Annotated in this window: 20 protein-coding genes and 1 pseudogene; 9 read left to right on the top strand and 12 right to left on the bottom strand. The window is 54.7% G+C overall.

Translation table 11 applies throughout. The features are described from left to right. Positions 1-4: 4 nt before the first annotated feature. Complete coding sequence (locus CKW37_RS25020) at positions 5-532, bottom strand: DUF3617 domain-containing protein (RefSeq protein WP_095158883.1); 528 nt, start codon at positions 530-532, stop codon at positions 5-7. Positions 533-659: 127 nt separating this feature from the next. Here CKW37_RS25020 and cls point away from each other — a divergent pair, with 127 nt between their 5' ends. Then, entirely contained in the window at positions 660-2,099 is a 1,440-nt protein-coding gene (gene cls, locus CKW37_RS25015) for a cardiolipin synthase (protein WP_095158882.1), read from the top strand. A 10-nt stretch (positions 2,100-2,109) separates the two neighbouring features. Here cls and cfaB read toward each other — a convergent pair whose 3' ends face one another. Next, on the bottom strand, positions 2,110-3,294 hold the full coding sequence (gene cfaB / locus CKW37_RS25010; RefSeq protein ID WP_095158881.1) for a C17 cyclopropane fatty acid synthase CfaB: 1,185 nt from the start codon (positions 3,292-3,294) through the stop codon (positions 2,110-2,112). 212 nt (positions 3,295-3,506) lie between these two features. Here cfaB and lpdA point away from each other — a divergent pair, with 212 nt between their 5' ends. Next, the gene (lpdA, locus tag CKW37_RS25005; RefSeq protein ID WP_095158880.1) at positions 3,507-4,907 is read left to right on the top strand and encodes a dihydrolipoyl dehydrogenase; all 1,401 of its coding nucleotides are present in this window, start codon (positions 3,507-3,509) and stop codon (positions 4,905-4,907) included. A gap of 23 nt (positions 4,908-4,930) precedes the next feature. On the opposite strand, the pseudogene CKW37_RS25000 reads toward lpdA, so the two are convergent. Together CKW37_RS25000 and CKW37_RS24995 are read right to left on the bottom strand one after the other, a co-directional pair. Continuing rightward, positions 4,931-5,797 (bottom strand): annotated as a pseudogene (locus CKW37_RS25000) (methyl-accepting chemotaxis protein); the annotation flags it as partial. 373 nt (positions 5,798-6,170) lie between these two features. Further along, on the bottom strand, positions 6,171-7,883 hold the full coding sequence (locus tag CKW37_RS24995; RefSeq protein ID WP_043860449.1) for a phosphoethanolamine transferase: 1,713 nt from the start codon (positions 7,881-7,883) through the stop codon (positions 6,171-6,173). A gap of 430 nt (positions 7,884-8,313) precedes the next feature. Here CKW37_RS24995 and CKW37_RS33820 point away from each other — a divergent pair, with 430 nt between their 5' ends. Both CKW37_RS33820 and CKW37_RS24985 read left to right on the top strand, forming a co-directional pair. Continuing rightward, the gene (locus CKW37_RS33820; RefSeq protein ID WP_080604706.1) at positions 8,314-8,706 is read left to right on the top strand and encodes a zinc ribbon domain-containing protein; all 393 of its coding nucleotides are present in this window, start codon (positions 8,314-8,316) and stop codon (positions 8,704-8,706) included. Between the two features lie 54 nt (positions 8,707-8,760). After that, positions 8,761-9,666, top strand: coding sequence for a cation diffusion facilitator family transporter (locus CKW37_RS24985; protein ID WP_037058636.1), 906 nt, complete (start codon positions 8,761-8,763; stop codon positions 9,664-9,666). A gap of 116 nt (positions 9,667-9,782) precedes the next feature. On the opposite strand, the gene CKW37_RS24980 is transcribed toward CKW37_RS24985, so the two are convergent. Then, a complete protein-coding gene (locus tag CKW37_RS24980) occupies positions 9,783-10,109 on the bottom strand; it encodes a DUF2790 domain-containing protein (RefSeq protein WP_009394973.1) in 327 nt (108 codons plus the stop codon). Positions 10,110-10,770: 661 nt separating this feature from the next. On the opposite strand from CKW37_RS24980, the gene CKW37_RS24975 reads away from it, so the two are divergent. Continuing rightward, positions 10,771-11,445: a heavy metal response regulator transcription factor gene (locus CKW37_RS24975; protein ID WP_009394976.1), complete on the top strand. Its 675-nt coding sequence runs from the start codon at positions 10,771-10,773 to the stop codon at positions 11,443-11,445. Next, entirely contained in the window at positions 11,442-12,869 is a 1,428-nt protein-coding gene (locus CKW37_RS24970) for a heavy metal sensor histidine kinase (RefSeq protein WP_009394978.1), read from the top strand. Before CKW37_RS24975 ends, CKW37_RS24970 begins: the two co-directional genes overlap by 4 nt. Before the next feature lie 47 nt (positions 12,870-12,916). Here the strand turns inward: CKW37_RS24970 and CKW37_RS24965 are convergent, their stop codons facing one another. Beyond that, complete coding sequence (locus CKW37_RS24965; protein ID WP_009394982.1) at positions 12,917-13,504, bottom strand: hypothetical protein; 588 nt, start codon at positions 13,502-13,504, stop codon at positions 12,917-12,919. Between the two features lie 267 nt (positions 13,505-13,771). Between CKW37_RS24965 and CKW37_RS24960 the strand changes: the two genes are divergently transcribed. Then, positions 13,772-13,993, top strand: a complete 222-nt coding sequence (locus CKW37_RS24960) for a hypothetical protein (RefSeq protein WP_009394983.1) — start codon at positions 13,772-13,774, stop codon at positions 13,991-13,993. Between the two features lie 82 nt (positions 13,994-14,075). On the opposite strand, the gene CKW37_RS24955 is transcribed toward CKW37_RS24960, so the two are convergent. From CKW37_RS24955 to CKW37_RS24945, 3 genes are read right to left on the bottom strand one after another with little or no spacing between them, the layout of a single operon-like run. Further along, positions 14,076-15,530, bottom strand: a complete 1,455-nt coding sequence (locus CKW37_RS24955) for a glycosyltransferase family 39 protein (RefSeq protein ID WP_009394985.1) — start codon at positions 15,528-15,530, stop codon at positions 14,076-14,078. Then, positions 15,524-16,507: a glycosyltransferase family 2 protein gene (locus CKW37_RS24950; RefSeq protein WP_009394987.1), complete on the bottom strand. Its 984-nt coding sequence runs from the start codon at positions 16,505-16,507 to the stop codon at positions 15,524-15,526. Before CKW37_RS24950 ends, CKW37_RS24955 begins: the two co-directional genes overlap by 7 nt. Beyond that, on the bottom strand, positions 16,473-16,892 hold the full coding sequence (locus CKW37_RS24945) for a GtrA family protein (RefSeq protein ID WP_009394988.1): 420 nt from the start codon (positions 16,890-16,892) through the stop codon (positions 16,473-16,475). Before CKW37_RS24945 ends, CKW37_RS24950 begins: the two co-directional genes overlap by 35 nt. Before the next feature lie 259 nt (positions 16,893-17,151). Between CKW37_RS24945 and CKW37_RS24940 the strand changes: the two genes are divergently transcribed. Together CKW37_RS24940 and CKW37_RS24935 are read left to right on the top strand one after the other, a co-directional pair. After that, complete coding sequence (locus CKW37_RS24940) at positions 17,152-18,120, top strand: LysR family transcriptional regulator (RefSeq protein ID WP_037058644.1); 969 nt, start codon at positions 17,152-17,154, stop codon at positions 18,118-18,120. Positions 18,121-18,330: 210 nt separating this feature from the next. Continuing rightward, positions 18,331-19,638: an OprO/OprP family phosphate-selective porin gene (locus tag CKW37_RS24935; protein WP_009394993.1), complete on the top strand. Its 1,308-nt coding sequence runs from the start codon at positions 18,331-18,333 to the stop codon at positions 19,636-19,638. Positions 19,639-19,703: 65 nt separating this feature from the next. Here the strand turns inward: CKW37_RS24935 and CKW37_RS24930 are convergent, their stop codons facing one another. The 3 genes from CKW37_RS24930 to CKW37_RS24920 form a co-directional block, all read right to left on the bottom strand. Then, positions 19,704-21,701 (bottom strand): heavy metal translocating P-type ATPase, encoded by a 1,998-nt coding sequence (locus CKW37_RS24930; protein ID WP_037058648.1) that lies wholly within the window; start codon positions 21,699-21,701, stop codon positions 19,704-19,706. Between the two features lie 199 nt (positions 21,702-21,900). Then, positions 21,901-22,224: a DUF2790 domain-containing protein gene (locus CKW37_RS24925; protein WP_009394997.1), complete on the bottom strand. Its 324-nt coding sequence runs from the start codon at positions 22,222-22,224 to the stop codon at positions 21,901-21,903. Positions 22,225-22,379: 155 nt separating this feature from the next. Next, entirely contained in the window at positions 22,380-25,541 is a 3,162-nt protein-coding gene (locus CKW37_RS24920; RefSeq protein WP_009394998.1) for a CusA/CzcA family heavy metal efflux RND transporter, read from the bottom strand. Between the last annotated feature and the right edge of the window lie 19 nt (positions 25,542-25,560).

Here is a 25,560-nt window from a genome sequence, read left to right as displayed (position 1 = left end):
AGCCTTAGCTACGCGGCTTGACCGTTCCGCAGTCGGCCCCCAGCCACACCGCGCGAGTATCCATGCTGCCCTGCTGCTGCGCGCCGGTTGCGTTGAAGGTGCCATGGACCTTGGTCAGGAATTCACGATCGCTGAGAAACTGCGCCTGCCCGGTGCCCTGCGCCTTGGGGCAACTGAACTCGAACTTCCAGACATTGCCATTGCGTTCGGTGATCCGCTGGGTGCAACCCGACTGCGGGTCCTGCAAGGGGATGTTGTCGGTCTTCACCTGTTCTGGCGTCAGACATGAACGCACACCCTTGCCCGCCACCGTGACGCCTTGCTTGGCCAGCACGCCTTCCATCATTGCCCGTTGCTCCGGCGGGAGGTTCTTCAATTGCCCAAGCATGAAGTCCATGTCAGGCAGCGCCTTGCCATCGACCTGCATGTTGCTGGTGGTCAGCTCCCACAAACCCGGTTGCAGCATCTGCGCCTGAACCAGAGGACTCGACAGGCCAACCAGCAGCGCCAGCATCGACATGCGAATGTTCATCTAATGACTCCCCGAAAACTCCGGCCCCGTGCCGGACTACCGATTAGACGACAAATTGCCCATCGGGTTGCAAGACACATCAGGAACATGCTCTGTTAGGACCCTGATTGCGGACGGCAGGACGTACATGGATTACCACAGCCCCCAGTTCTTCGGTTACCTCATTGGTGCAATTCATCTGCTCGGCCTGATTGCCGCCGCGCACGCAGTGTTCACAGTGCGTACCGCCCAAGGAGCGATCGCCTGGGCGATGTCGCTGCTGTTCATCCCCTACCTGACACTGATTCCCTACCTGATCTTCGGCAGTCGTACCTTCGACGCCTACATCCAGGCGCGACGCCAGGCCAACCAGGAAATGCATATCGCCATGGCCGACCTGAACTGGCGCCCCTGGGTCGAGGAAGCACTGGCCGCCAGCAACTCGCCCGCCTATGCCGGCCTGCGGGCCCTGCCCCGACTCAGTCGCATGCCGTGCCTGGCAAACAACACGTTGAAATTGCTGATCGATGGCCAGGCCACCTTCAAGGCGATCTTCAACGCCATCGATCAGGCTCGCGATACGGTCTTGGTACAGTTCTTCATCATTCACGACGATGACCTGGGCCGTCAGCTTCAGGCACTGCTACTGAAGAAAGCAGCCGAGGGCGTGAAGATCTATGTGCTGTACGACAGCGTAGGCAGTCACGCCCTACCCACCCGTTACAGTCAGGTCCTGCGCGAAGGCGGCGTCGATATCCGGGCCTTTGCTACTCGTCGCGGCTGGTTCAACCGCTTCCAAGTGAACTTCCGCAATCACCGCAAGATCGTGGTGGTGGACGGTGTAACGGGCTTTGTCGGCGGACACAACGTCGGCGATGAGTACCTCGGCGGCAACCCTCGGTTATCCCCCTGGCGCGACACTCATGTTCAGGTGGGTGGTCCGGTGCTGGCCTGTTTACAGGAGTCCTTCGCCGAAGACTGGTTCTGGGCCGCGCGCAAATTGCCGCCATTGATCCTGCCGGATACCTACCCGGAAAACGGCATGCTCTGTCAGGTCCTGGCCAGCGGTCCGGCTGATCCACAAGAAACCTGCTCACTGTTTTTCCTCGATGCCATCCACGCGGCACAAGAGCGGGTGTGGATAACCAGTCCCTATTTCATTCCTGATGAAGCGGTATTCGCCGCGTTGCGCCTGGCGGTCCTGCGTGGAGTGGACGTGCGCATTCTGATCCCATCCCGCCCCGACCACCGCATCGTCTACGCCGCCTCCAGCCTGTTCGCCTTCGAAGCGGTGCGCGCGGGCGTGCGGATGTTCCGGTATGAGCCGGGGTTTCTGCATCAGAAAGTGGTGCTTGTGGATAACGACGTCGCCGCGATTGGCAGCGCCAACCTGGACAACCGGTCCTTCCGTCTGAATTTCGAAATCATGCTGGTGACGATCGACGCGGAGTTCGCTACCACGGTGGAGCAGATGCTGGTGAACGACTTCGACCAGGCCCGGGAAATCACCCCGGAAGACAGCCGCGATACGCACCGCCTGCAACAACTGGGGATGCGTATCGCGCGGCTGATATCTCCGATCCTTTAGCGAGTGGCGCTCAGCGGTAGAGATCAGCGCGGGTCAGCGGCAGGTCGTGACTGCCGTCCGCTCTGGGTTTGACCGCTAGGATCTGATGCAGATTGATCCAGCCGCGGGTAAACGCGTAGGAACAGCCCGCCAGATAAAGCCGCCAGATGCGCAAGGCTTTTTCCGGGACCATGGCGGACGCTTCTTCGAGCCGGCCCTCAAGATTGTCGCTCCAGAATTTCAGCGTGCGCGCGTAGTGCAACCGCAGGCTTTCCACGTCCACTACTTCCAGCCCTGCCTCACTGATGGAACCGCTGATCATCGATACGTGCGGCAACTCCCCGTGGGGAAACACGTAGCGCTCGATGAAGGTTCCGGCCCCGCGGCCCACCGGACGACCGTCCAGGTGCTTCGCGGTGATCCCGTGGTTCATCACCAGCCCACCTTCACGCACCGCGCCGAAAAGGCGCTGGCAATACAGATCCAGATTGGCATGGCCGACATGTTCGAACATGCCAACGCTGACCACCTTGTCGAAACGACCATCCTGGGGCAGGTCGCGATAGTCGAGGATCTGTAGCTCAACCTGCTTCTGCAACCCTTCGGCCTTGACCCGCTCGCGACCCAGCTTCAACTGCTCCTTGCTCAGGGTGATGCCAAACACCTTGGCACCGAACTCCCGCGCAGCGAAACGCGCCAGCCCGCCCCAGCCACATCCGACGTCCAGCAGGTAATCGCCCTGCGTGAGTCTCAGCTTGCGGCACAGGTGCTCGAACTTGTTCTGCTGAGCCTGTTCCAGGGTGTCATCGGCGGTCTTGAAATAGGCGCAGGAGTAAGCCATTTCCGGGTCCAGCCAGAGCTGGTAGAAGGCATTGGACAGGTCGTAGTGATAGGAGATGGCGGAAGCATCGGTCGCCTTGTCGTGCTCGACGCGTACGGGCACGTCGTCTTCTTCATCCTTGAGCAACGCCTCACTGAGTTCATCGCAGACCCGGATGACCTCACTGATGGTTCCTTCCAGTTCCAGCTTGCCTTCGACGAACGCCGTGCCCAGTTCATCCAGGCCAGGATGGGTGAGCTGACTCATCAGCGTCGGATCCTTGACCAGAATGGTGACCTGCGGCTGAGGGCCTAGATCGAACTCATGGCCATCCCAGAGCCGTAGACGAAGCGGCAAATGCAAGCTTTGCAGCGCTGGCGGAAGTTGCACGAGCATGAAGTGAACCCTCCCATGTTTTCGTAGGACGTCATGGGAAAAGGGTAGTTCATATGTAAGATCTTTCAGGCTATTAGGACCATAGTCTGACGCTATCGAAACTGTTCAGCGGAATTATCTTTGTGTAAAAACAAGCCATAAATTGTATACAACTTATCGTTCGAGCGACTAACCTTGGCGCCACTTTCGATACTTCATCCGGGAGCACAACAATGAAAAGCTACGACGTCCTCATCATCGGCGGCGGCCCCGGCGGTTACAACGCCGCCATTCGCGCCGGGCAACTGGGCCTGAGCGTCGCCTGTATCGAGGGCCGCTCGACGCTCGGCGGCACCTGCCTCAACGTCGGCTGCATGCCCTCCAAGGCACTGCTGCATGCATCGGAACTCTATGAAGCGGCCAGCGGCGCCGAGTTCGCTCACCTCGGTATCGAGGTCAAGCCGAGCCTGAACCTCGCGCAAATGATGAAGCAGAAGGAAGAGAGCGTGACCGGCCTGACCAAAGGCATCGAGTTTCTCTTTCGCAAGAACAAGGTGGACTGGATCAAGGGCTGGGGTCGCCTGGATGGCGCCGGCAAGGTAAAGGTCACCGATGATCAGGGGAACGTCAGCGACTACACCGCCAAGGACATCGTCATCGCCACCGGCTCCGAGCCTACTCCACTGCCCGGCGTGACCATCGACAACCAGCGCATCATCGACTCCACCGGCGCCTTGTCGCTGCCGCAAGTGCCCAAGCACCTGGTGGTGATCGGTGCTGGCGTGATCGGCCTGGAACTGGGTTCGGTGTGGCGCCGGCTAGGCAGTGAAGTGACCGTGATCGAGTACCTTGACCGGATCTGCCCCGGCATCGATGAAGAAACCGCCAAGACCCTGCAACGCTCCCTGGCCAAGCAAGGCATGGCCTTCAAGCTCGGTAGCAAAGTCACCCAGGCCACCCCGTCGGCCGACGGCGTCAGCCTGACCCTGGAGCCCGCTGCCGGCGGCGAAGCCCAGACGCTGCAAGCCGATTACGTGCTGGTGGCCATCGGTCGTCGTCCGTACACCGAGGGCCTGGGCCTGGACAGCGTCGGCCTGAACACCGACAAACGCGGCATGCTGGAGAACCAGGGCCATCGCACCAGCGTGCCGGGCATCTGGGTCATCGGCGACGTCACCTCCGGGCCGATGCTGGCGCACAAGGCCGAAGACGAAGCCATCGCCTGCATCGAGCGCATCCATGGCAAGCCGCACGAAGTGAACTACGGCCTGATCCCGGGCGTGATCTACACCAAGCCGGAGTTGGCCACCGTCGGTAAGACCGAAGAGCAGCTCAAGGCGGAAGGCCGTGCCTATAAGGTCGGAAAATTCCCGTTCATGGCCAACAGCCGGGCGAAGATCAACCACGAGACCGAAGGTTTCGCCAAAGTCATCGCCGACGCCGAGACCGATCAGGTCTTGGGCGTGCACCTGGTGGGTCCGAGCGTCAGCGAGATGATCGGCGAGTACTGCGTGGCCATGGAGTTCGCCGCCTCGGCGGAAGACATCGCACTGATCTGTCATCCGCATCCGACGCGTTCGGAAGCCCTGCGCCAAGCGGCAATGAACGTTGACGGCATGGCAATGCAGATCTGAACACGCTCATCGCTGGCAAGCGGGGACACCCGGCTTGCCAGCGATGAGGTCTCAGGTCCTGAACCGCGATACCAAACGCCCGCCCGGGCCGCCTCGATGGCTGCGTTGAGCGCCAGCAGGTTGGTCTGTTCGGCGATAGAGCGAATGGTGCCGAGGATGGTGTTGATGTCCTGGCTCTCGCGTTCGAGTTCCTGCATCGCCTCGGTGGACTGCTGCAGGTTTTCGCTCAGGCGGGCAACGCTGCTGGTCGCCTGCTCGATCTGCTGCTGGCCAGCGTTTACCTGACGCTGACCGGCATCGGCGGACGACTCGGCATTGCTGCACGACCTCGCCACTTCGTTGGCCGTGGCCACCATCTCGTTGAACGCGGTCGACACCAGTTCGACCGCCTGACGCTGGCGCCCAGTGGCATCGCCCATGTTCGAAGCGACGCGGCTGTTGGTTTCCGAGGCGCTTTGCAGATCGGCGGACGCATTGCCGATGCGCTGCACCAGCGCGCGGATACGCTCGACAAACTGGTTGAACCAGCCAGCCAGCGCGGCGGTTTCGTCGTTGCCCTTCACCTGCAGCGAGCGCGTCAGATCCCCCTCACCCTGAGCGATGTCCTCAAGGCTGCCGGCCACGCCCTTGATCGGGTTGACGATCAGGTTGGCGAACGCAGCGCCCGTGTCCTCGATCAGCAACAGGTAGCCGCTTTCGCCGAGCTTGGATTTGCCAATGAACCCGGCCAGTTGCGCCAGCGACACGTCGGTTCCCATCACCCCGACCACTTCCCCGGAGGGGCCGTGAATCGTGCGTACAGTGCAAATCAACGCTTCATTACCCCACAGGTACGCGCCGGTGCGGGAAACCTTGCCAGGGTTGGCGAGCGCCTTTTGATACCAGGGGCGTTGACAATGGCTGAGGCGGGGAATTTACAGCGAGGAAAAAAGCGAAGGGAGCGTACGAAAGACGCTCCCTTGCCTGTGGAGGCTCATAATATAGTTTGACACAAAGCCCCCCGGATTCCGTGGCCTCCAGCGATGCGGCCTACCGCAGCAAACGAATTATAGTTTGACACAAGCAGATGCTTCATCGAAAAAGGCACTCTGCGGCGAATAATATAGTTTGACACAACCAGGGACGAGCTCACTTTAGGCGGACTCATCAACCCTGTAGGCCTTCAGCTCAAGCCAGCTATGCATGCTCAAGCGCTCTCGATGGACCTCCGTACCTAGGGATCTGCCGTAACATCAACGACTCGAAGCTCTAGCCGAGCCCTGTTCAAGGGATTGAGCGATAGCTAACGCTCTTAGAGCTGACGTCCAGAGGCCTACAAGGTGCAGTGAAGTCCAGCATTGAACGATAAGAGGATGTCTGAACGCTCATCATCCCGAGAACTGTGTGGAACAGATTGTCATGGCTCAACGGTGAGCTTGCCTGGGCTCTTAGACAACCGACATCGAGTCCTTCGTTCTTCGCCATCGGGTCAGACATCCAGAGCACCAATGGAACCTTGGTTTGCTCACTAGGAGCCATCGCATAGGGCAACCCATGTAGGTAGAGACCGCCCTCACCCAGCGACTCCCCGTGGTCAGAGACGTACATGAGTGCAGTGTCGAATCTAGTGTTCGCAGCGAGAATATCGATCAGCGCAGATGTCACGTAGTCGGTGTACAAAATCGAGTTATCGTAGGCGTTGACCACCTCTTGCTGCTTACATTTGTCGAGTTCATTCGTCTCGCAGACAGGCTCGAATTTCCTGAATTGCGAGGGGTAGCGCTTGTAGTAGGCAGGGCCATGGCTTCCTTTGTAGTGGAGCACTAGAACAGCATCACCCTCCAAGCTCTTGATGAAGTCCTCCATCTCAGCGAGTAGTACCCCGTCCTTGCACTCGTCACTGGTGCATAGCTGGGAGTCTGTACTGAGGGCAACCTTGCGGTTGGGGACGCGGTCACAGACCCCTTTGCATCCCGAATTGTTATCAGTCCACATGACGTTGATGCCAGCCCGCTGAAGCACGTCAAGCAACCCTTCACGACTCTTGGCTAAGCCATCTTTGTATCCATCCTTTCCGACATCGAGAAACATACACGGCAGCGAGACTGCAGTAGCTGTGCCGCAAGAACTGACGTTCGAGAAACTGATTACATTGCGCTTTTGAAGCTCTGGATTGGTCTCACGTGAGTAGCCGTTGAGAGAGAAGTTGGCAGCGCGCGCGGTCTCTCCCAGAGCCAGTACTAATAGCTTGGGCTTTCGAACTGCACCTTGACGATTTACCACTGCATCGGAACCTATGACCGTCAGTGTTTTAGGCGTGGCCAGTTGGCGTTTCAGGTACCCATGACCGGCTGCAAACAGATTGGTAGGTACCAGAATAAGTCGAATCTCTCGGTTATTTCTCAGCAAGGAGGCATACGACTGATACTGACTCAGCAGGATGCCGGAAAGGGCGACCAGCGCTAGTGAAAGGACAACAAGTCTACTGGCCAGGGCCTTCGCCCAAGGCTTTCGCCGGATGGGAACCTGGCTAATTATGTAAACGGGCAAGCCTCCTACAATGGCAACCCAAAGGAAAAGCTTCCAATTCAATAACTCGAACACTTCACCGATGTCGGTCTCCACAACGTTGGTGAACATTGTGTAGTCAATAACGATACCGTAAGTACTCATAAAGTAGCTTGCAAAAGCCGCACTAATCAGGACTAGGCACAGCAGTGGTTTGGCGAGCCGCCACCACGACAACAAGCTGAGCACTGTAAAAACCCAAGCGAACACAAGCACCGGCAGGCTGCCGGCAAGCAACCAGTTAATATCATTTTTCTTGAACACCAGCTTCCAAATCAGCGCCCAAAGCTCAGAGTTTGCGAAAGTCAGTAACCAAGCAGTTACGAAACCGACTAACAGATTAGTACTGACTCCCTCCTTCCGAGCATTACGAATAAAAAGTGCCAATTTTCCAGGCAGGGTTTTAACGTCGAATTCTGGAGGTGTCATTATCAAGCTCTGAGATGCTGCTCACCCATAGCGCTTGCTATGGAATTTACGGAGGTAACACGCAAGCCATCGACCAACACTGGACGGGCATGCGGTGTCGGGGCACCGGAGACCATGAGCTTCGGGACTTGAGAGCGCTTAGGATTCGTAAGGCAGAAGGATTAGAGGAGGAATGGATTTTTCTAGAGTCATTATTTCTTTCATCTGATAACTACACGATGACCTCCTGATTACAATGTTGACAGAATCAGCGCAACGACTTCCCGTTTGCTATCGCTAACGTTATGCTAAAAAGTAGCCAATACTAAGCCGTCAAATACTTCATACTGCATGCGCAAATTAATCATATGTCAACAGCAAGTCTAGCTAGATCTATCGCGCGTTACATTTGAACTTAGATCACTAATTAGAAGTCCATGTTCTTGAGCGGATGATCATTTATCCGACACCGCTCGTAGATCACCCATTAATGAGGGCGAACGTCATGAAGTTTTTCAAAGATCTCTTGGGTAGCAATCACGGTCGAGGGAGCCACAGCGGCGGCAAACACCACGACAGGGGGCATGGAAGCGCTCGACACGAGCGGCGTGATGATCCTCAAAACTGCGAAAGTCGCAATCATTCAATCGACGGCACACCCCCGGCAGCCCAATCCTCAATCAAAGCTCCACAGAACTGTAGGCAGTGCAGGACCACAAACGAACCGTCAGCGCGTTTTTGTCTAAACTGCGGAGTACCACTAACAAATGGTTGCTCCGCCTGCGGCTCTCCAATGAGTGCCGGAGCAAGATTCTGCAGCCAGTGTGGTCAAGCAGCTCTCTAAGGCAAGCTAGCCAGAAAAGACAACGCGACTAGAGCTCTACACAAGGAGAAATACGTGGGGTCAAATCATGATCATGGTAGTGCTGCGGTGCGTGAAGGGCATCAGAAAAAGCTGGTCATGGCGCTAGCCTTGACTGGCAGCTTCATGATCGCAGAGGTAATTGGCGCGTGGATAACCGGCAGCCTAGCGCTTTTGTCGGACGCTTCTCACATGTTTACGGACACCGCCGCTTTGGCGATCTCATTGATTGCACTTCAGATTGCCAAGCGTCCCGCGGACCAGAAAAGAACCTTTGGCTATGCGCGCCTGGAGATTCTCGCGTCCACATTTAACGCCGTGCTGCTTTTCTTGGTGGCAATGTACATCTTGTATGAGGCCTACCAGCGTTTCTTCATGCCCGCGGAGATCGCCACCGGGGCGATGATGTGGATCGCGATCGCTGGATTGATCGTGAATCTCATTTCGATGCGACTACTCGCATCTGCCAGCAATGAGAGCCTCAACGTCAAGGGGGCCTACCTCGAAGTCTGGAGCGATATGCTCGGCTCGGTGGGCGTGATCATCGCAGCTCTCATTATCCGGTTCACGGGGTGGGGCTGGGTAGACACGATTGTCGCCGTTGCAATTGGCTTATGGGTATTGCCGCGCACATGGCAATTGCTTCGCGAGAGCTTGGGCATTCTTATGGAAGGGGTTCCCAGAGGCCTGGAAGTTGAGGCAATCGAGTCCACTATCCTCAGTGTCGAGGGGGTGACTGGCGTCCATGATCTGCACGTTTGGGCGGTGAGTAGTGGCAGTAACGTACTGACATCGCACGTTGTAGTGCGGGACTCAGCAGATGCAGACACTGTACTGGCGGCTGTCGTCGACGCTGTCAGCAGTGCATTTGAAATACACCACTGCACCATTCAGATCGAGCGCGAATCGTTCCACGAAAGTACTCCATCGCCGACCCACTGACATCAGTCGGTAACTTCTGACCGCCATTGACACCTTCCAAGTCGAAAGTGTCAATGAGCGGGAGTAATTTGCGAACACCTGTGAGCCAATGCTTGGGAGCACCCAGTTGTGGTTGCTCACCGACTATTTATGCACTCACCATTCACCAAGTAGCGAACCATGTGTAGTTCACCTTTAGAATCCTCATAGCTCATCATGCTATTGACGCTGCCACATTGACGAACGTTAGGCGATACGTACACTAGCTTACTAACGTCCAACTTTATACCGTAAGCGTAGTCTTCAACTTCAGGCATAGGCTTCTTCGTGCTCTGTGCGTAGCGCGCGGTAGCGTCTTTGGCAGACCGCTCAAGTTCCTCATTGGCCTGCATACTACTGTGGGCATTTGTCGACAGCGCGGAAAAAAGCATGAACACGGCGATAGCAGATCTAGTTGTTTTCATGATAAGTCCATTAATAAAAAAAGCGCCCTAAACAGGGCGCTAAAATTCACCTTACCAAAGGAGCAGATGGTTCTAAGGCGAATGCATCGGCGTGAGCAGATTTTCGGAGCATAACGCCCCAAAGCAGCGCTGCCTGCGTGCTGCGGTCAAAATAACAAAGGCGGCTGACGACAAGATGATGGTGCAATTACAATTTGGACATGTAACAGATTGTAATTGCAGAGTAGATTCCCTGCCTACTTGGGATGAAAAGACAAGCACGTCTAATGCAGAGAGGCCCTGATCGCTGAGTCAAATTAGCGACGCCTGCCAAGGTGTCATTGGGTGCCGCGCGCAGGCCCCAACTGTTCTGGCAGAAATGCTGTCCGTGAACGGCCGAATCCTCCTCAACCACCAGCGCAGAAAGCCGCTGGAAGCCGCAGGATCCGCTATGCTGAGGAAGGTAAGTCAGCGTGACTGTCAGCAGTCTTGCTACTACATTACAAATTTGTAGGATTTCGCCGCAGCTACCTTCTTCGCGTTAAGATTCGAGTGCAATCAGGTGACCAAGGCGTACGCACAGAAGTAGCGAATACCACACTATATGCCCTCGGCTAAACTTTCAAAAAATGAAAGCTTTTTGTGGATTAGGCCAACTCCTTCCCATACTTTGAGATAGGTTATGCGCATTTTAATAGTGGAAGACGAAATTAAAACTGCTGAATATCTTCAGCAGGGCCTATCCGAAAGCGGATACATCGTAGACATCGTGCATAATGGCGTTGACGCCTTGCACCAGTTCTATACCAACGACTACTCGCTCGTTCTACTGGATGTTAACCTCCCAGGTATTGATGGCTGGGACTTGTTGGAGACCATCCGGAAAACCAGTAGAGTGCGCATCATCATGCTGACTGCCCGCGGGCGCATAAATGACAAGCTCAAAGGCTTGGACGGCGGGGCTGATGACTATCTCGTGAAGCCGTTCGAGTTTCCAGAGTTGTTAGCCCGTATTCGCTCATTGCAGAGGCGCGGTGATGAGTTGGTCGAGAAGACCCTACTTAAAATTGCCGACCTGGAGCTTGACTCCGTACGGCATAGAGTCTTTCGCGGCAGCACACGCATCGACCTCACCACCAAGGAGTTTGCCCTCCTGCATCTGCTCATGAGCAGAGCGGGCGAAGCGCTGACCCGTTCACAGATCATCTCGTTGGTATGGGACATGAATTTTGACTGCGACACCAATGTCATCGATGTCGCTATTCGGCGCTTACGCTCGAAGATTGATGATCCATTTGAAACCAAGCTAATTCATACGCTTCGAGGCGTTGGGTACGTTTTTGAGGAGCGCGCATGAGGCCTTTCAGCCTGGCTGCGAAGCTAGGATTAAAAGTTGGATTGATGAGCGCAGGGTTGCTGCTTCTGTTCGCCACCTTCGGGTACCTGATGGTGGGTCAAGCTCTTGAAAGAAACGCCAGAACTGACCTCGAAGTGAAAATGGAAGGAATGGCTCACAACCTTTCTACCATCTCGGATATCTCCGGGGTCAATGCAGACGCGCACCAGCTCGTTGATCTGGTCATGGGCCACAATAATCTGTATGTGAGCATCTTCGATTCAACAACGAGCAGACAGCCGCTGCTCTCGATCGGCTCGAAGCAGGTGAATCTAGAGGTACGCAAATTCAACGCTGGAGCGACGGCGCAAGAACATGAGTGGCGCGACACCCAGGGCCGCCCACTACTCAGCACGTCCCGCGTAATGCGCTTGGATGATGGCACCGAAGTAAGCGTCTACATGACTATGGACCAGTCATCCAATGAGGCTCTGCTCGACGCACTGCTTACCTGGGCTCTGATGATGTCCCCCGTTATTCTCTTGCTCATCCTAGCTATTGGCTGGTGGACTGTGCGACGTGGCCTGCTGCCCTTAACAAAGTTCCTGAAGGTTGCCTCCAAAATTTCGACCGAGAGCCTCGAGCATCGCCTGCCGGCAGATGGAATGCCGGCAGAGCTCAAAGAGCTCGCAGACGGAATCAATATCATGCTGGCTCGACTGGACGATGGGGTTCAGCAGCTTTCGCAGTTCTCTGATGACCTTGCCCATGAGCTCAGAGCACCATTGTCCAATCTGATGGGGAAAGCCCAGGTTGCCCTGACCCGAGAGCGGTCGCTGTCCGAGTACCGCGAGGTTCTCGAGTCCTGCACAGAAGAACTGGATCGGATGAGCCGTATGGTTTCCGACATGTTGTTCCTAGCGCAGGTCAGTCATCCTGCATCCATGGTTGAGTTCGAAACCGTATCCTTGGTCGATGAGATTCAGCGTGTTTGCGATCTCTTCAGTATTTCGGCTGAAGACGGCGAGATCCAACTCCAGATTTCGGGCAGCGACGACGCCGTGCGCGGTAATCGTCTGATGATTCAGCGTGCCGTCTCGAATCTGCTATCAAATGCTATCCGATACTGCCCCCGAGGTCGCACGGTCTACGTGAAGGTACACCGCAGTGCAAACGGTACTACTTTAAGCGTGGGCAACCCGGGGCGCGGGATTGCTAAAGAACACCATGCCCATTTGTTTGAACGGTTCTACCGCGTGGACAAGAGCCGAGCACGGAGTGAAGGTGGTACAGGGCTTGGCTTGGCCATCGTTCAATCGATTATGAGCCTGCACCAAGGTTCGGCGGGTGTGGAAGTGACTGATGAAAACTTCACCTGGTTTCACCTTAACTTTCCTCAACCCCAGCTCAACCACTCTACGATGAGCGCCGCCTCGATCGCGTGATCAAAAAGGCCCGTCAATAGACGGGCCTTTTGCTTTATTCCAGAGCATCAGTCCCTAAGGACCACAGGATCCATCGGGGCCCTTAAAATCACTGACTTTATGATCTGTTGCTCTTCTGGGTTGGCGTTTTTCCAAAGCTGTGAGAAATATTGAGCGTTGACCTTTTCTTGAGCGCTCACACGGCCGGCTGCATCAATCAGACGCATGGTCGAGTACGAACAGATCAATGCCAGGATGAAAAATGCTGTCGCCACCACCATTACGTAACGCTTGGCCAGTGCCGGTGCACGCTTGAGTTCTGCGAGCGAAGCATTCGCGGCACTGGTAGCGATCGAAAGCTCTGAAATGAGAGGCTGGATGGCACTGTCGACTCCACGGTAAGCGGCAGAGTACGCTTTTGTCGCGGCGCGTAAGGCGACCTCTTCACCATCGGACCAAGCCTTCTCAGCCTTCCGAACCTCCCCGTGAATCTGCCGACCTATAGCCTCTACCTGCTCCACCATCTCGTTCGACCTCTCCAAGACAGCGCTAGAAAGCCGTGTCTGAGATGTCAGCTCATCGACCTGGGCAGAAAGATTTTCAGCGCAGCGGCGAAAATCATTCATGGCAACTGCCCAAGGCTCAATTTCATTCATAGCTATCTCCTGGTGCGGACTGCAATGCCGCACGAAACTACGGTGGTAGATATCAAAATTGTAATTTACTGGATAACTGAAATTTTCTTTCAGCAATTCCGGCGATAGGTCTGATCCTTCCAGATCCAGACTTAGAACGCATCCTGCCGCACGCTAAAATTACGGAATTGTAATTAATACCTCACCTTGTCGTTAGCTTCGCTTCCCTAAACTACAAAACAACAAAGACCCCTAGTCAGGGAGGTCTAGTAAATACCGAGGTTCAACATGAAATTTGTAAAATCTATCGCTCTTGGAAGCTTGCTGTTCGGTCTGATGACTACCGCCCATGCTGAAGACGGATTTGATCGAGCGAAAAAATTCAACGAAAATTTCCGGGCTGAGCAGGCACGCATATGGAGCGATGATTCATCGGATCAGAAAAAGCAGCAGGTCGCTCAAGAGAAACAAAAAGAGCGCAAAGATGCCAAGGAAAAGTCCGATAACTGATCGACGATAAACTAGGAACTCTGATGAGGGTAGCAGTCAACAAAAAAGCCAGGTTAATACCTGGCTTTTTTTCATCCTAAATTTAGCCCTCGTTCTTCTGATAAGTTTTCGTGCTGCTTTCTATGGCGAGGCTTTGGGCATTTTTCTCGTCGGCGTTCCAACGGCATAGCAGTAGTTGGCTGGCGTTGGCTTCTGTGATCTTGGTGCACTCCAGGCCGGTAGGCAGCTCAGCATTGCTGTCGCGCAAGCGCCTCGATAGATAAAACAAGCCACTGCTTGGCCATTTGGCAGGATCCTTGATGTGCTCGGATTTGCCAGTGCTGTAGAACTCGGATGAGTACGACCGGCGTCCCGGATAGATCAGGGGGCCCGGCTGAGTAGACTGAGCATTGAGCCAAGCCTGGATCACATCCCGCTGATTCTGAGGCCGCGTTTCCATTGCGCCAGCGTAAATTATGCCCGCTCCTATCATTGGCAATATCAAAGCACTCATAGCAGCAGCCCATGTAGTCTTCGGGCCGGTATCGCTGACCCGGCCCGACAGCAGCAAAGCCCAGGCTGGGAGCGCAGGAAGCAGGTAGGTCCACAGAATGTTGCCGGCGAACGTGAAGAAGACCGGAGTAGCCAGCGCCCAGAGCCAGAGGTAGGCCTCAAACCGCTGCAGCGACGCACGCCTACGGATCAGCAATGGAAGGAAGAATACCCACGGAAGAAGCGCTAACCCGAGCTGTAGCCAGATGGTCCCGTATGGCTTGGCGTGGGCGCTGCCGTAAAGATCACCAGCCCAGTTGCTAACGACGTAACGGCTCCAGTGCTCACCAACGAAAAAGTACTCCATAAAGCCTGGTGTCTTCATCTCAGCCAAGACGTACCAAGGCACAGAGATGCCGAGCATAAGACCCAGGCCGCCAGCCCAAGGTAGCCTTAGCACCCGTTTCCATTCCTTGTAAATCACGATCCAGAGGAATGCCGGCGCCCCTACTAGCACCAGGGTCAGCGGGCCTTTAGCAAGCAGACCTAGCCCCAAACCTGCGAACATCAGATAGGCGTACGCTTTGTCGGCGCATTGCATCCAACGCCAGAACCCATAACTGGCCAGCAAAATTGAGAACGATAGAACGGGGTCGGTCAGTACGACTCCGCTGGAGACCAAGCCAAGCGTTGTGCTGGAAAAGATTATTGCCGCCCAAATGCCCGCGTTACGCGAGAAATGCTGCGTACCGAGCTTGATGATGATGAAACAGCTAGCCAGGTGCAGCAGCCATGCAGGGAATCGAGCAGCGAACTCATTGACCCCGAAGATCGTCATGCTCGCGGCTTGCGTCCAGAAAGACAGTGGTGGTTTGCCCCAAAACGGTACCCCGTAATCGAACATGGGCGTGATCCAGTCATTCAGCTCGACCATTTTTCGCGCCATTTCGGCATAACGGGCCTCCGATGTGTCCATCAGGGGGTAGACACCCAATCCTGATAAACGTAGGACCAAAATAGCGCCCAATATCCGCCATAACGTCTGCTCCCTCTTCAAACTCAGCATTTCTTACCCTCGAACGATGAGACCGAAGGGTGGATAGACGCGCACTCCGCTTTGGGACTGTTTTTCAAGAAATACTGGGGGCGGCGCTTAACCTCTGCGAGTGTCAGGCCAAGGTACTCCCCCACCATGGCGACACCGACGCACATAAATGAGGCCATTCCGACGAGCAGATGATGGACATCGAAACTACCAGCCACGAGGGCTGCGAGCATGTAGCAGAAGCTGGAAACGAAGAGTGCAAAGCTAGCGAGACTGAAGATACGCAGCGGCTTGCGAGAAAAACTGAGAATGCTCTCGATGGCAAGATTGATTAGTCCAGCCACGTTCCACTTGCTGCTCCCTGCATGACGAACAGCGCGATTATAGGGTAGTTCAAAGGTGCGAAAGCCTACCCAGCCGATCATGCCCTTAAGGATGCTGGAACGCTCATCCAATGCTCGAATAGCTGCAAGCGGAGCGGGTCCAATCAAGCGAAAATCGCTGACATCGGCGGGCAAATCCACTTTATCCACCAGACGCTGCATGACCCAATAGTAGGCTCGAGCGCTCATGCGCTTGAAAAGCGAATCGCCGGTTCTCAGATTGCGCTGCATGTTCACCACGTCATAACCCTTTTGCCAGAACTCCACCATGCCGGGAATGAGCTCAGGCGGATCTTGCAAGTCGACGTCAATGAAGATGAGCGCGCTGCCGCGAGCATGATCTATCCCAGCCCTCAACGCGGCCTCCTTTCCAAAGTTTCGACTCAGGAAAAGGCATCGAACAGCCGAGCCATCCTGATACTCACGCAGCAGCTCTGCAGTACCATCATTGCTGCCATCGTCGATGTAGAGAATCTCGCAAGAAACAGGTAGCCGCTTAACAACTTTGGTAACGCGTTGGTGGAACTCTGGAATGGTGTCTTCTTCTTGAAAGCAGGGAACCACAATGGTCAACAAGGGATCAGGGCGCTCGGGAAACCGATTTAATGTCTGCATGGCTGAATGTCCAGAAACGATGTGCAATGAATCCAAGTGCCGTAAGGGCTATAGTCACTAAGGCCTGGGCGATAAGCGGTGAGAAACTTAATTTAATGAGTACCCAAATACCCACTCCGTTACCTAGGTTTGCTGCCAGAGCGACAAGTGTGAACCTAATAGGCTGGAGCACTCGAGAACCATCTGCCTTAAAACAGTGCGCTCGATTACCGATGAAGCTTGCAATAGCACCTACCATGCTGCCACATATACTGGCCGACACGGGATCAGCAAGCTCCGCTTCGATAAGCGCCAAGAAGATTGCATAATGTATCGCTGTCGCTATTGATCCGACGCCTAAATATCGGAACAGCAAAAATACAAGAGGCGGGCATTTGGTTTCCATGTGCTGAGACTATGGAAGCAAAGGTGAAAAAAAAGTGAATCAAATGTCGGTAGAAAACTGGGGAGCAGATGCCGATTATAGGGTTAAAACTTTACGGAAAACCTAGCACGCCAAAATATCAAAAAGATTTCCTCATAATTACTTTATTGAAATCAACCTCGCCAAATAACAATTAGATTACGCGGAAATTACAATATTGATAGTATCGGGAACTGCAGATCCACATTGAGATAAATTCTCCCCGCACAAGGGGGAATAAATGGCTACACAAAATGAAACATCTACTGGCATTACTGTTTCTTGCATTCCTGACATATTGGATGATCTGCCAATTGATAAACAGTTAGCGCTAGAATTTTTCTCAACCGTACGTTGTGCAAATTTTAAACAGGCAGCCAGGGCGCTCAACCTACCTGTAGTAGGCCTTCGGAGGCGCCTGGAAAAGCTAGAGGAGCACATCGGTTCTCCTGTATTCGTCTATAAAAACAACAAGCTTGCTCTGACTCGAATAGGCGACAAGGTCAGCCATTACCTTTCGCAACTTTTTGGCCCTGAGGGCCTTGGAAAAGCCGGCGACACGGGCATCCCGGGGCTCACGCTTGCGATCACAGAACCGGTACTCAGCGATATCGTCAATCGAGATCTCGTCGCCTACGTTCGGGATCATGCTGAAATGCAACTGGAGATCCACTCTGAGTGCACCCCGAAAATGCTCAATGGATGTGACGTCGATGTGGGTATTGTTCTCGTGACACCATCTGATGACGATGCCTTCGATCGCTACCCCGAGTACAGGTTCGAACGGCTTGGCCGGATCGGACACGCGTTATTTATCTCAAGCCGCTACTCAAGAAGTGTCACGGTCCCAGTGGCGAGTGATGACCTACAGAATTTTATGCTCGTTCTTCCTTGGGACGATGACATTCTCTCGGGTTCCAAAAATTGGGCCTCTATAATTTCCGGCCACCGAGGAGGGACGACCAGAGCCAAGAACTACAATTTCTCCCGCGGCCTGGTGGTTGGGGGGGCCTGCATTGGTGTGTTGCCAGATTACAGCCGTAAAATGGACAGAAACATCACGCTCGTGCCAGGATTTCTCGAAGACTTGGAAGATAAAGATGTCTATCTTGTTATAAAGTCAACGCTCACACGCAACCCTCAGGCCTTGGATATCCGTCGACTGATTAAAAAAAGCTTCTTGGACAAAAGTGACTGGCTTGATAAATGACAAGCTCGTTATTTTTCAGAAGTCTTTCTTTAACATTACAGAAACACTTCTGTCATTTTTGCTTGCGATCTAGCCATAGTGCTTAGAACAAAGGCATCTTGTTGCAGCAGGTGACGAACGTGACCTGCTCACATCTGCCAGATCTATTAGGCCCGACGGAGGGCAAACATCCCGTCGACGCCTTAGCACTTAACACACGAGAGGCAAGCAATGATCCGTTCTTCGAACATGCGAGTGAAGCTTTTGGCTGCCGCAATAATAGGCACATTTTCCTCGCAAGCATTCTCCGGAGTAGTCACTAGCGACGGAGCTGATATCGTTCTCAAAACCAAGGGCGGTCTTGAACTTTCTACTACCGATAAGGAGTTCAGTTTCAAACTGGGCGGCAGGGTTCAGGCCGACTACGGACGGTTCGACGGTGTCTTCACCAAGAATGGCGATACTGCTGACGCAGCCTACTTCCGTCGCGCCTACATCGAGTTCGGCGGTACCTTGTACCGTGACTGGAAGTACCAGGTTAGCTACGACCTGTCCCGCAACACCGGTAACGACGCCGATGGCTACTTTGACGAAGCGAGCCTGACCTACACGGGCTTCGCTCCAGTCCAACTGCGATTCGGCCGCTTCTACACCGATTTCGGTCTTGAGAAGGCGACCAGCTCGAAGTGGACAACCGGGATGGAGCGAAACCTTTCCTACGATGTAGCAGACTGGATCAACGACAACGCTGGCATGGGCGTTCAAGCCACCAGCACCATCGCGAACATGGCCTACCTGTCGGGTAGCGTCTTTAGCGAAACCAACAATGATAACGATGGCGACAGCACGAAACGCTATAACGTGCGCGGTGTCTTCGCACCGCTGCATTCTGATGGCAACGTCCTGCACATCGGTGCCCAGTATGCCTATCGCGACCTCAAAGACAGTTCAGTAGACACCCGGATCCGCTCACGTCTCGGCGTTCGTGGTGTGGATACCAATGGCGGTGGTGATGCGGGTACCAACGGCAATCGCATGCTGTTTGGCGGCGCCACGGCGCAAGAAGGCCTGTGGAGCGACGATTCGGTCTGGGGTGTTGAAGGTGCTTGGGCTACCGGCCCGTTCTCTGTGCAAGCTGAATACCTTCGCCGCAAATTGCAAGCTGACCAGGCAACCAATGACCTGAAAGCATCGGGCTACTACGCACAAATGGCGTATACGCTGACTGGCGAGCCCCGCATCTACAAACTCGACGGTGCCAAGTTTGACACCATCAAACCACAGAACAAAGATCTGGGGGCCTGGGAAGTTTTCTATCGCTTTGACGACATCAAGGTCGAGGACGGTAACCTGGTCACCACTGCGGCTCAGTCAGATGAGCGCAAAGCAAAGAGCCACACAATCGGTGTGAACTGGTATGTCAACGAGGCCGTGAAGGTGAGTGCCGACTACATCAACGTGCGCACTGACAATGCCGAGAACGCGGCCGGAGACGACAGTGGCAACGCTCTCGTAACCCGCCTGCAATACGTCTTCTGATCCACTTTCAGACTGTCGTGTACAAAGGGGGCGCTCAATGCGCCCCCTTTGTTTATGTTCAGAGATCAAGTGCTCCTGCGGTAACCCAGCAGGCGTAAGGCGTTGAACACGACCAGAAGCGTGGACCCCTCATGAATAGCGACGGCAGCACCGATGCTTAACCCCATCATTGTGGAGGGGACCAGTATCGCGACGATCCCTAAGCTGACGAATAGGTTCTGGCGGATGATGGATTTCGTATGGCGGCTTAGCCCGACCGCAAATGGAAGTTGTCGAATATCGTCGCCCATAAGCGCAATATCAGCCGTTTCCAGGGCAACATCGGAGCCTGCCGCACCCATTGCAATCCCCACGCTAGAATTGGCCATGGCCGGGGCGTCATTCACACCATCCCCTACCATCGCTACTTTGGAGGTGATGCGCAGGTTCTTGATAGCCTGAACCTTGTCATCCGGCATTAGATCCCCCCACGCCTCATCCAAGCCCACCTGTTTGGCGACAGCTTCTGCAACGCGACGGTGATCGCCTGAGATCATGATCATGCGTTCAATGCCCATTTGCTTGAGCTCCTGAAGCGCCTCCTTCACTCCTTCCCTGGGCGTATCCAACAATCCAATCGCTCCCAGATCACGATCACCACGGCGCACAATCATCGTTGTGCGACCTGATTGACGCAGTCGCTCCACAGCTTCCAGAGCAGGTTCGGTGAGGGAGGGAATACCATCAGCACCAAACATCTCAACTTTGCCGATCCAAACTTGCTGACCATCTAGCTCAGCCTGGACACCCCGACCAACCAGGTTCCTCACATTCGTTGCTTGGGGTTTACTTCTGGTTCCAATCATCTCTTCACCGTCGCGCACAATGGCTACAGCGAGCGGGTGGTCGCTCATCGACTCTACGGAGATTGCAACAGTCAGAAGGTCTTCGATCTTGGTACCGCCCACGGGTACTACATCGGTAATACGAGGGCGTCCTTCGGTTAAGGTACCAGTCTTGTCGAATGCCATGGCGCTCAATGAGCCAAGCTCTTCAAGCGGTGCACCACCCTTGATCAACACCCCACCCCGAGCAGCTCTGGCGATACCTGAAAGAATGGCGCTGGGTGTTGCTATCGCAAGCGCACAGGGACTTGCGGCTACCAGAACGGCCATGGCGCGATAGAACGAATCTCGGAAAGGCTCGTCGAGAAAAATGCCGGCAAATACCAGGCCTGCCACCAAGAGCAGGATCAAAGGGACGAAAATCCGCTGGAAGCGATCCGTGAATCGCTGGGTCGGCGACTTCCGGACCTCTGCTTCACTGACCATTTTGATGACTCGCGCCAGGGTGCTTTCCGTGGAGCGCCGTGTCACCTCGATCTCGATCAGATTTTCGCCGTTGATGGTGCCCGCGAAAACCTTGGATGCAGCATCTACAGCATCCGGCTTACTGCGCGCGAGAGCTGCGCTAGCGACTGGTTTTTTGTCCACTGGGACGCTCTCACCGGTCACAGGAGCCTGGTTGATGCTCGAGAACCCTACGACCACAAAACCATCGGCTGGCAGGCGATCATTTGGGCGTACGATGACAACGTCACCGGGCACCACAAGATCCACTGGCATTTCCTGCGTACCATCGGAGCGTCGTACGATGGCGGTTGCAGGTGCGAGTTTGGCCAGCGCCTCAATAGCTTTTTTCGCCCGGCCCATCGCATAGCTTTCAAGGGAATGCCCCAGACTGAAGAGGAACAGTAGCAGAGCCCCCTCTGCCCAAGCCCCCATGCTTGCAGCCCCTACGGCCGCAAAAAGCATTAGCGTATCGATCTCGAAACGTTTTTGGCGAAGGTTGGTGATAGCTTCCTTGGTTGTGAACCAACCACCGAAGACATAAGCAGATACGTAGAGTATCAGCGGCAGTCTATCAATCAGGCCGAGTTTCCCTGCGAGAGCTCCGGCTCCCAGGAGAGTGCCACAGATTAGCGCGAAGACCAGTTCGGTGTTCATACCAAATATGCCACCATGCTCATGACTATGGCTTCCAGACCCTACTTTTTCGTCTGGGTGTTCAAGCAAAACTTTCATAACTCGTCCTTTCTGAGGCTACTACCTTTGGGGGCAGTTATTGGGCATCGTGTCTGGTGACCTGATATTTATTCCACTACGTACTCGCAGGCGCCGAAAAACAAGACCAGCCGTTACCAAATAGCTGCAGAGAAAATAAAAAATGCCAAGCATTGCTTGGCATTTATAAAATCGATTATTTTTCGAAGAAAAACGAACACTACTTATCATTTACGCACTGCGAATACAGAGAATAACGGACTGTCTTTAGCGTACCCTGGGAGTCTTCGAAGGTCATCAACCGCGAGTAAACCTTGCAGGTACGGGGGTCTTGAGATTGACGAACAAATTTTGCTACATCAATTTTCATACCGTATTTATAGTCCTGTATCTCCGGCATAGGTTTGCCATTTTTCTCCGCGTACTTTGCAACAGCAGTCTGATGCTCCTGGATATATTGCAGCTGTCTTTTCTCCGAAAAAGTGCTGGCTTGCGAAGCTATTGAAAAAATAACAAGTGCAGCAGCAACAATAATTTTCTTCATACATCCTCTCAATGTAAGACTTTCTCGGATGTAACTCTAGCAACCTACAGACATCACCGGCATGACGAGAGACTTACAATTTTGTAAGGTTGGCTAAACTAGTTCAGATAGAAAAAAGCCCACAATGCATATTGTGGGCTTTTTCTTAACGAGTATCAGTTGACGACTTCGACCTCATCGCCGTCTTCATCCTTGCGGTGCGCCCAATGATACAGGGCGGGAAGTACCAGCAAGGTCAGCGCCGTGGAAGACAAGATCCCACCGATCACCACCGTCGCCAGTGGCCGCTGAACTTCTGCCCCGGTACCAGTGGCCAAGGCCATCGGGATGAAGCCCAGTGATGCAACCAAGGCAGTCATCAGAACGGGGCGAAGTCGAGTCAGAGCGCCCTCATCGACGGCTTGTCTGAGCGTGCGTCCTTCCTCTCGCAGGCCTCGGATGAAAGCAATCATCACCAGGCCGTTAAGCACCGCCACACCTGAGAGCGCAATGAAGCCAACACCTGCGGAGATCGACAATGGGATGTCCCGCAGCCACAACGCCATGACCCCACCAGTGAGAGCGAATGGAATGCCGGTAAAGACCAGCATGCCGTCTTTGAGGTTATTGAACATCAGGAACAGCAAGGTCATGACCAGCAGCAAAGCGACCGGAACGACAATCTGCAGACGTTTGGCAGCCGACTGCAACTGCTCGAACTGACCACCCCAATTGGTCCAGTAGCCGGCGGGGATCTCCACATTCGTTGCCAGGGACGCGCTGGCCTCTTCAACGAACGACCCAAGGTCGCGGCCCCGGACGTTGGCACTGACGATCACCAGACGCTTGCCGTTCTCGCGGCTGATCTGGTTCGGACCCAGTTGCAGGTCCAGGTTGGCGACCTGCGACAACGGGATGAATCCAATCTGATTGGCGCCTTGAGAGGCATTGGCCGGCACAGGGATCAGAAGGCTGGACATACCTGCTACATCGGTACGCACGGCCTCAGGCAGGCGCACCACCATGTCGAAGCGACGGTCACCTTCATACAACGTGCCGGCCGTACGGCCACCGACAGCGATGGCGATCGAGTTCTGAACATCCGCAATGTTCAGACCGTAGCGTGCGGCTTTCTCACGATCAATGTTGATAGTCAGCACCGGCAGGCCGGTGGTCTGTTCAACCTTGACCTCCGAAGAGCCCGGTACCGCCTTGAGCGCTGAGGCAATCTTGTTAGCCGTGCTGTTGAGCACACCCATGTCGTCGCCAAAAACTTTCACAGCGACGTCGCTTCGAACGCCGGAAATCAACTCGTTGAAACGCAGTTGGATGGGCTGGGACAACTCATAGTTGCTGCCTGGAACGTTGGCAGCAGCTTTCTGCACTTCAGCAATCAGCTCATCGCGAGGCTTCTTGGGGTCGGGCCACTGGTCCTTAGGTTTGAGCATGATGTAGGCGTCGGAGATATTGGGCGGCATCGGGTCAGATGCAATTTCTGCCGTGCCCGAACGCGCAAACATCCTCTCTACTTCCGGCACCTGTTCAATCACGGCCTTCTCAAGGCGCTGTTGCATTTCAACAGACTGGCTCAAGCTCGTCCCAGGCACACGCAAGGCCTGCATAGCAAAGTCCCCCTCACTCAGACTAGGGATGAATTCGCTACCCATACGACTTGCAAGCACACCGCTCAGCACGACCAAGACTACTGCGGCCGAGAAAGCAATATTCCGATGCCCAAGTACCCATTGCAGAACCGGCTCATAACGGCGCCGCGCAGTGCGCATCACCACACCTTCCTCTTCCTTGACCTTGCCAGTGACAAACATGGCGATGGCCGCAGGTACGAAGGTGACGGAAAGAATCATTGCACCCAGAAGCGCCATCACGACGGTGAAGGCCATGGGGTGGAACATTTTGCCTTCGACGCCGGTGAGGGCGAAGATCGGCAGGTAAACCACCATGATGATCAACTGGCCGAAGATCAGTGGCCGGCGAGCTTCACCCGCGGCAGCGAAGACCTCATGGAAGCGCTCGGCTTTGGTTAGCATGCGGCCATGCTTGTGCTGTGCATGAGCCAGGCGACGGATCGCGTTTTCCACGATAACCACGGCACCGTCTACGATGATGCCGAAGTCGAGCGCCCCTAAACTCATTAGGTTGGCACTGACCTTGTTGTTGAACATACCCGTGAAGGTGAACAGCATGGACAGCGGGATCACCATCGCGGTGATCAGTGCTGCACGGATGTTACCGAGGAACAGGAACAGAATGGCGATTACCAGGATCGCACCTTCCACCAGGTTCTTCTTCACCGTCGCAATAGCTTTTTCAACCAGGTTGGTACGGTCGTAAACAGTTACGGCGACCACGCCCTTTGGCAGGGTGCGATTGATGTCAGCCAGCTTGGCAGCGACAGCTTGGGACACGGTACGGCTGTTTTCACCGATCAGCATAAATACGGTACCGAGCACGACCTCGCGGCCGTTCTCAGTGGCAGCACCTGTACGGAGTTCTTTGCCGATGCTGACATCAGCGACGTTGCTGATGCGAATAGGAGCGCCATCCACACTGGAGATCACGATGTTGGCGATGTCTTCGATGTTGCCTAGCTGACCCGGCGCACGGATGAGCAACTGCTCACCATTACGCTCGATGTAACCGGCGCCAACGTTGGCGTTGTTGCTCTCCAGCGCTGCGACCAGGTCGTTGAGGGTTAGCTTGTAGGTAGCAAGGCGCTTCGGATCCGGCGCGACCAGGAACTGCTTGGCGTAGCCACCAATGGTATTGATCTCGGCCACACCTGGGACGTTGCGCAGTTGAGGCTTGATGATCCAGTCCTGGATTACCCGCAGGTCGGTGGGCGTGTACGGTGTACCGTCCTCTTTGACTGCGCCATCTTCGGCTTCGACGGTCCACAGGAAGATCTCGCCAAGACCGGTGGATACCGGACCCATTACGGCCTCTACACCCTCTGGCAGCTGTTCCTTCGCAACCTGCAATCGCTCGTTGATCAACTGGCGAGCAAAGAAGATGTCCGTGCCGTCCTTGAAGATCACGGTGACCTGAGACAGGCCAGAGCGAGACAGGGAACGGGTCTGCTGAAGGCCCGGGAGACCGGCCATGGCCGTTTCAACAGGAAACGTGATCCGCTGTTCGGTTTCCAAAGGCGAATAGCCAGGCGCTGAAGCGTTGATCTGCACCTGGACGTTGGTAATGTCGGGTACCGCATCGATCGGCAGCTTCTGATAGCTGTAAATGCCGATGCCGGCCATGATCAGAACAGCGATCATTACGACGATGCGCTGCTCAATGGCAAATCTGATGATACGTTCAAACATGAGAAATCATCCTGTCAGT

The sequence above is a fragment of the Pseudomonas sp. Irchel 3E13 genome (assembly GCF_900187455.1).
In the GTDB taxonomy this organism is placed as follows: domain Bacteria; phylum Pseudomonadota; class Gammaproteobacteria; order Pseudomonadales; family Pseudomonadaceae; genus Aquipseudomonas.
This window is presented reverse-complemented; position numbering and strand designations above follow the sequence as displayed.

What these genes read in the sequence shown, in the direction of transcription:
- CKW37_RS25020 (WP_095158883.1), bottom strand. Translation starts at nt 532, where the DNA reads ATGAACATTCGCATGTCGATGCTGGCGCTGCTGGTTGGCCTGTCGAGT.
- cls (WP_095158882.1), top strand. Translation starts at nt 660, where the DNA reads ATGGATTACCACAGCCCCCAGTTCTTCGGTTACCTCATTGGTGCAATT.
- cfaB (WP_095158881.1), bottom strand. Translation starts at nt 3,294, where the DNA reads ATGCTCGTGCAACTTCCGCCAGCGCTGCAAAGCTTGCATTTGCCGCTT.
- lpdA (WP_095158880.1), top strand. Translation starts at nt 3,507, where the DNA reads ATGAAAAGCTACGACGTCCTCATCATCGGCGGCGGCCCCGGCGGTTAC.
- CKW37_RS24995 (WP_043860449.1), bottom strand. Translation starts at nt 7,883, where the DNA reads ATGACACCTCCAGAATTCGACGTTAAAACCCTGCCTGGAAAATTGGCA.
- CKW37_RS33820 (WP_080604706.1), top strand. Translation starts at nt 8,314, where the DNA reads ATGATCATTTATCCGACACCGCTCGTAGATCACCCATTAATGAGGGCG.
- CKW37_RS24980 (WP_009394973.1), bottom strand. Translation starts at nt 10,109, where the DNA reads ATGAAAACAACTAGATCTGCTATCGCCGTGTTCATGCTTTTTTCCGCG.
- CKW37_RS24975 (WP_009394976.1), top strand. Translation starts at nt 10,771, where the DNA reads ATGCGCATTTTAATAGTGGAAGACGAAATTAAAACTGCTGAATATCTT.
- CKW37_RS24970 (WP_009394978.1), top strand. Translation starts at nt 11,442, where the DNA reads ATGAGGCCTTTCAGCCTGGCTGCGAAGCTAGGATTAAAAGTTGGATTG.
- CKW37_RS24965 (WP_009394982.1), bottom strand. Translation starts at nt 13,504, where the DNA reads ATGAATGAAATTGAGCCTTGGGCAGTTGCCATGAATGATTTTCGCCGC.
- CKW37_RS24960 (WP_009394983.1), top strand. Translation starts at nt 13,772, where the DNA reads ATGAAATTTGTAAAATCTATCGCTCTTGGAAGCTTGCTGTTCGGTCTG.
- CKW37_RS24955 (WP_009394985.1), bottom strand. Translation starts at nt 15,530, where the DNA reads ATGCTGAGTTTGAAGAGGGAGCAGACGTTATGGCGGATATTGGGCGCT.
- CKW37_RS24950 (WP_009394987.1), bottom strand. Translation starts at nt 16,507, where the DNA reads ATGCAGACATTAAATCGGTTTCCCGAGCGCCCTGATCCCTTGTTGACC.
- CKW37_RS24945 (WP_009394988.1), bottom strand. Translation starts at nt 16,892, where the DNA reads ATGGAAACCAAATGCCCGCCTCTTGTATTTTTGCTGTTCCGATATTTA.
- CKW37_RS24940 (WP_037058644.1), top strand. Translation starts at nt 17,152, where the DNA reads ATGGCTACACAAAATGAAACATCTACTGGCATTACTGTTTCTTGCATT.
- CKW37_RS24935 (WP_009394993.1), top strand. Translation starts at nt 18,331, where the DNA reads ATGATCCGTTCTTCGAACATGCGAGTGAAGCTTTTGGCTGCCGCAATA.
- CKW37_RS24930 (WP_037058648.1), bottom strand. Translation starts at nt 21,701, where the DNA reads ATGAAAGTTTTGCTTGAACACCCAGACGAAAAAGTAGGGTCTGGAAGC.
- CKW37_RS24925 (WP_009394997.1), bottom strand. Translation starts at nt 22,224, where the DNA reads ATGAAGAAAATTATTGTTGCTGCTGCACTTGTTATTTTTTCAATAGCT.
- CKW37_RS24920 (WP_009394998.1), bottom strand. Translation starts at nt 25,541, where the DNA reads ATGTTTGAACGTATCATCAGATTTGCCATTGAGCAGCGCATCGTCGTA.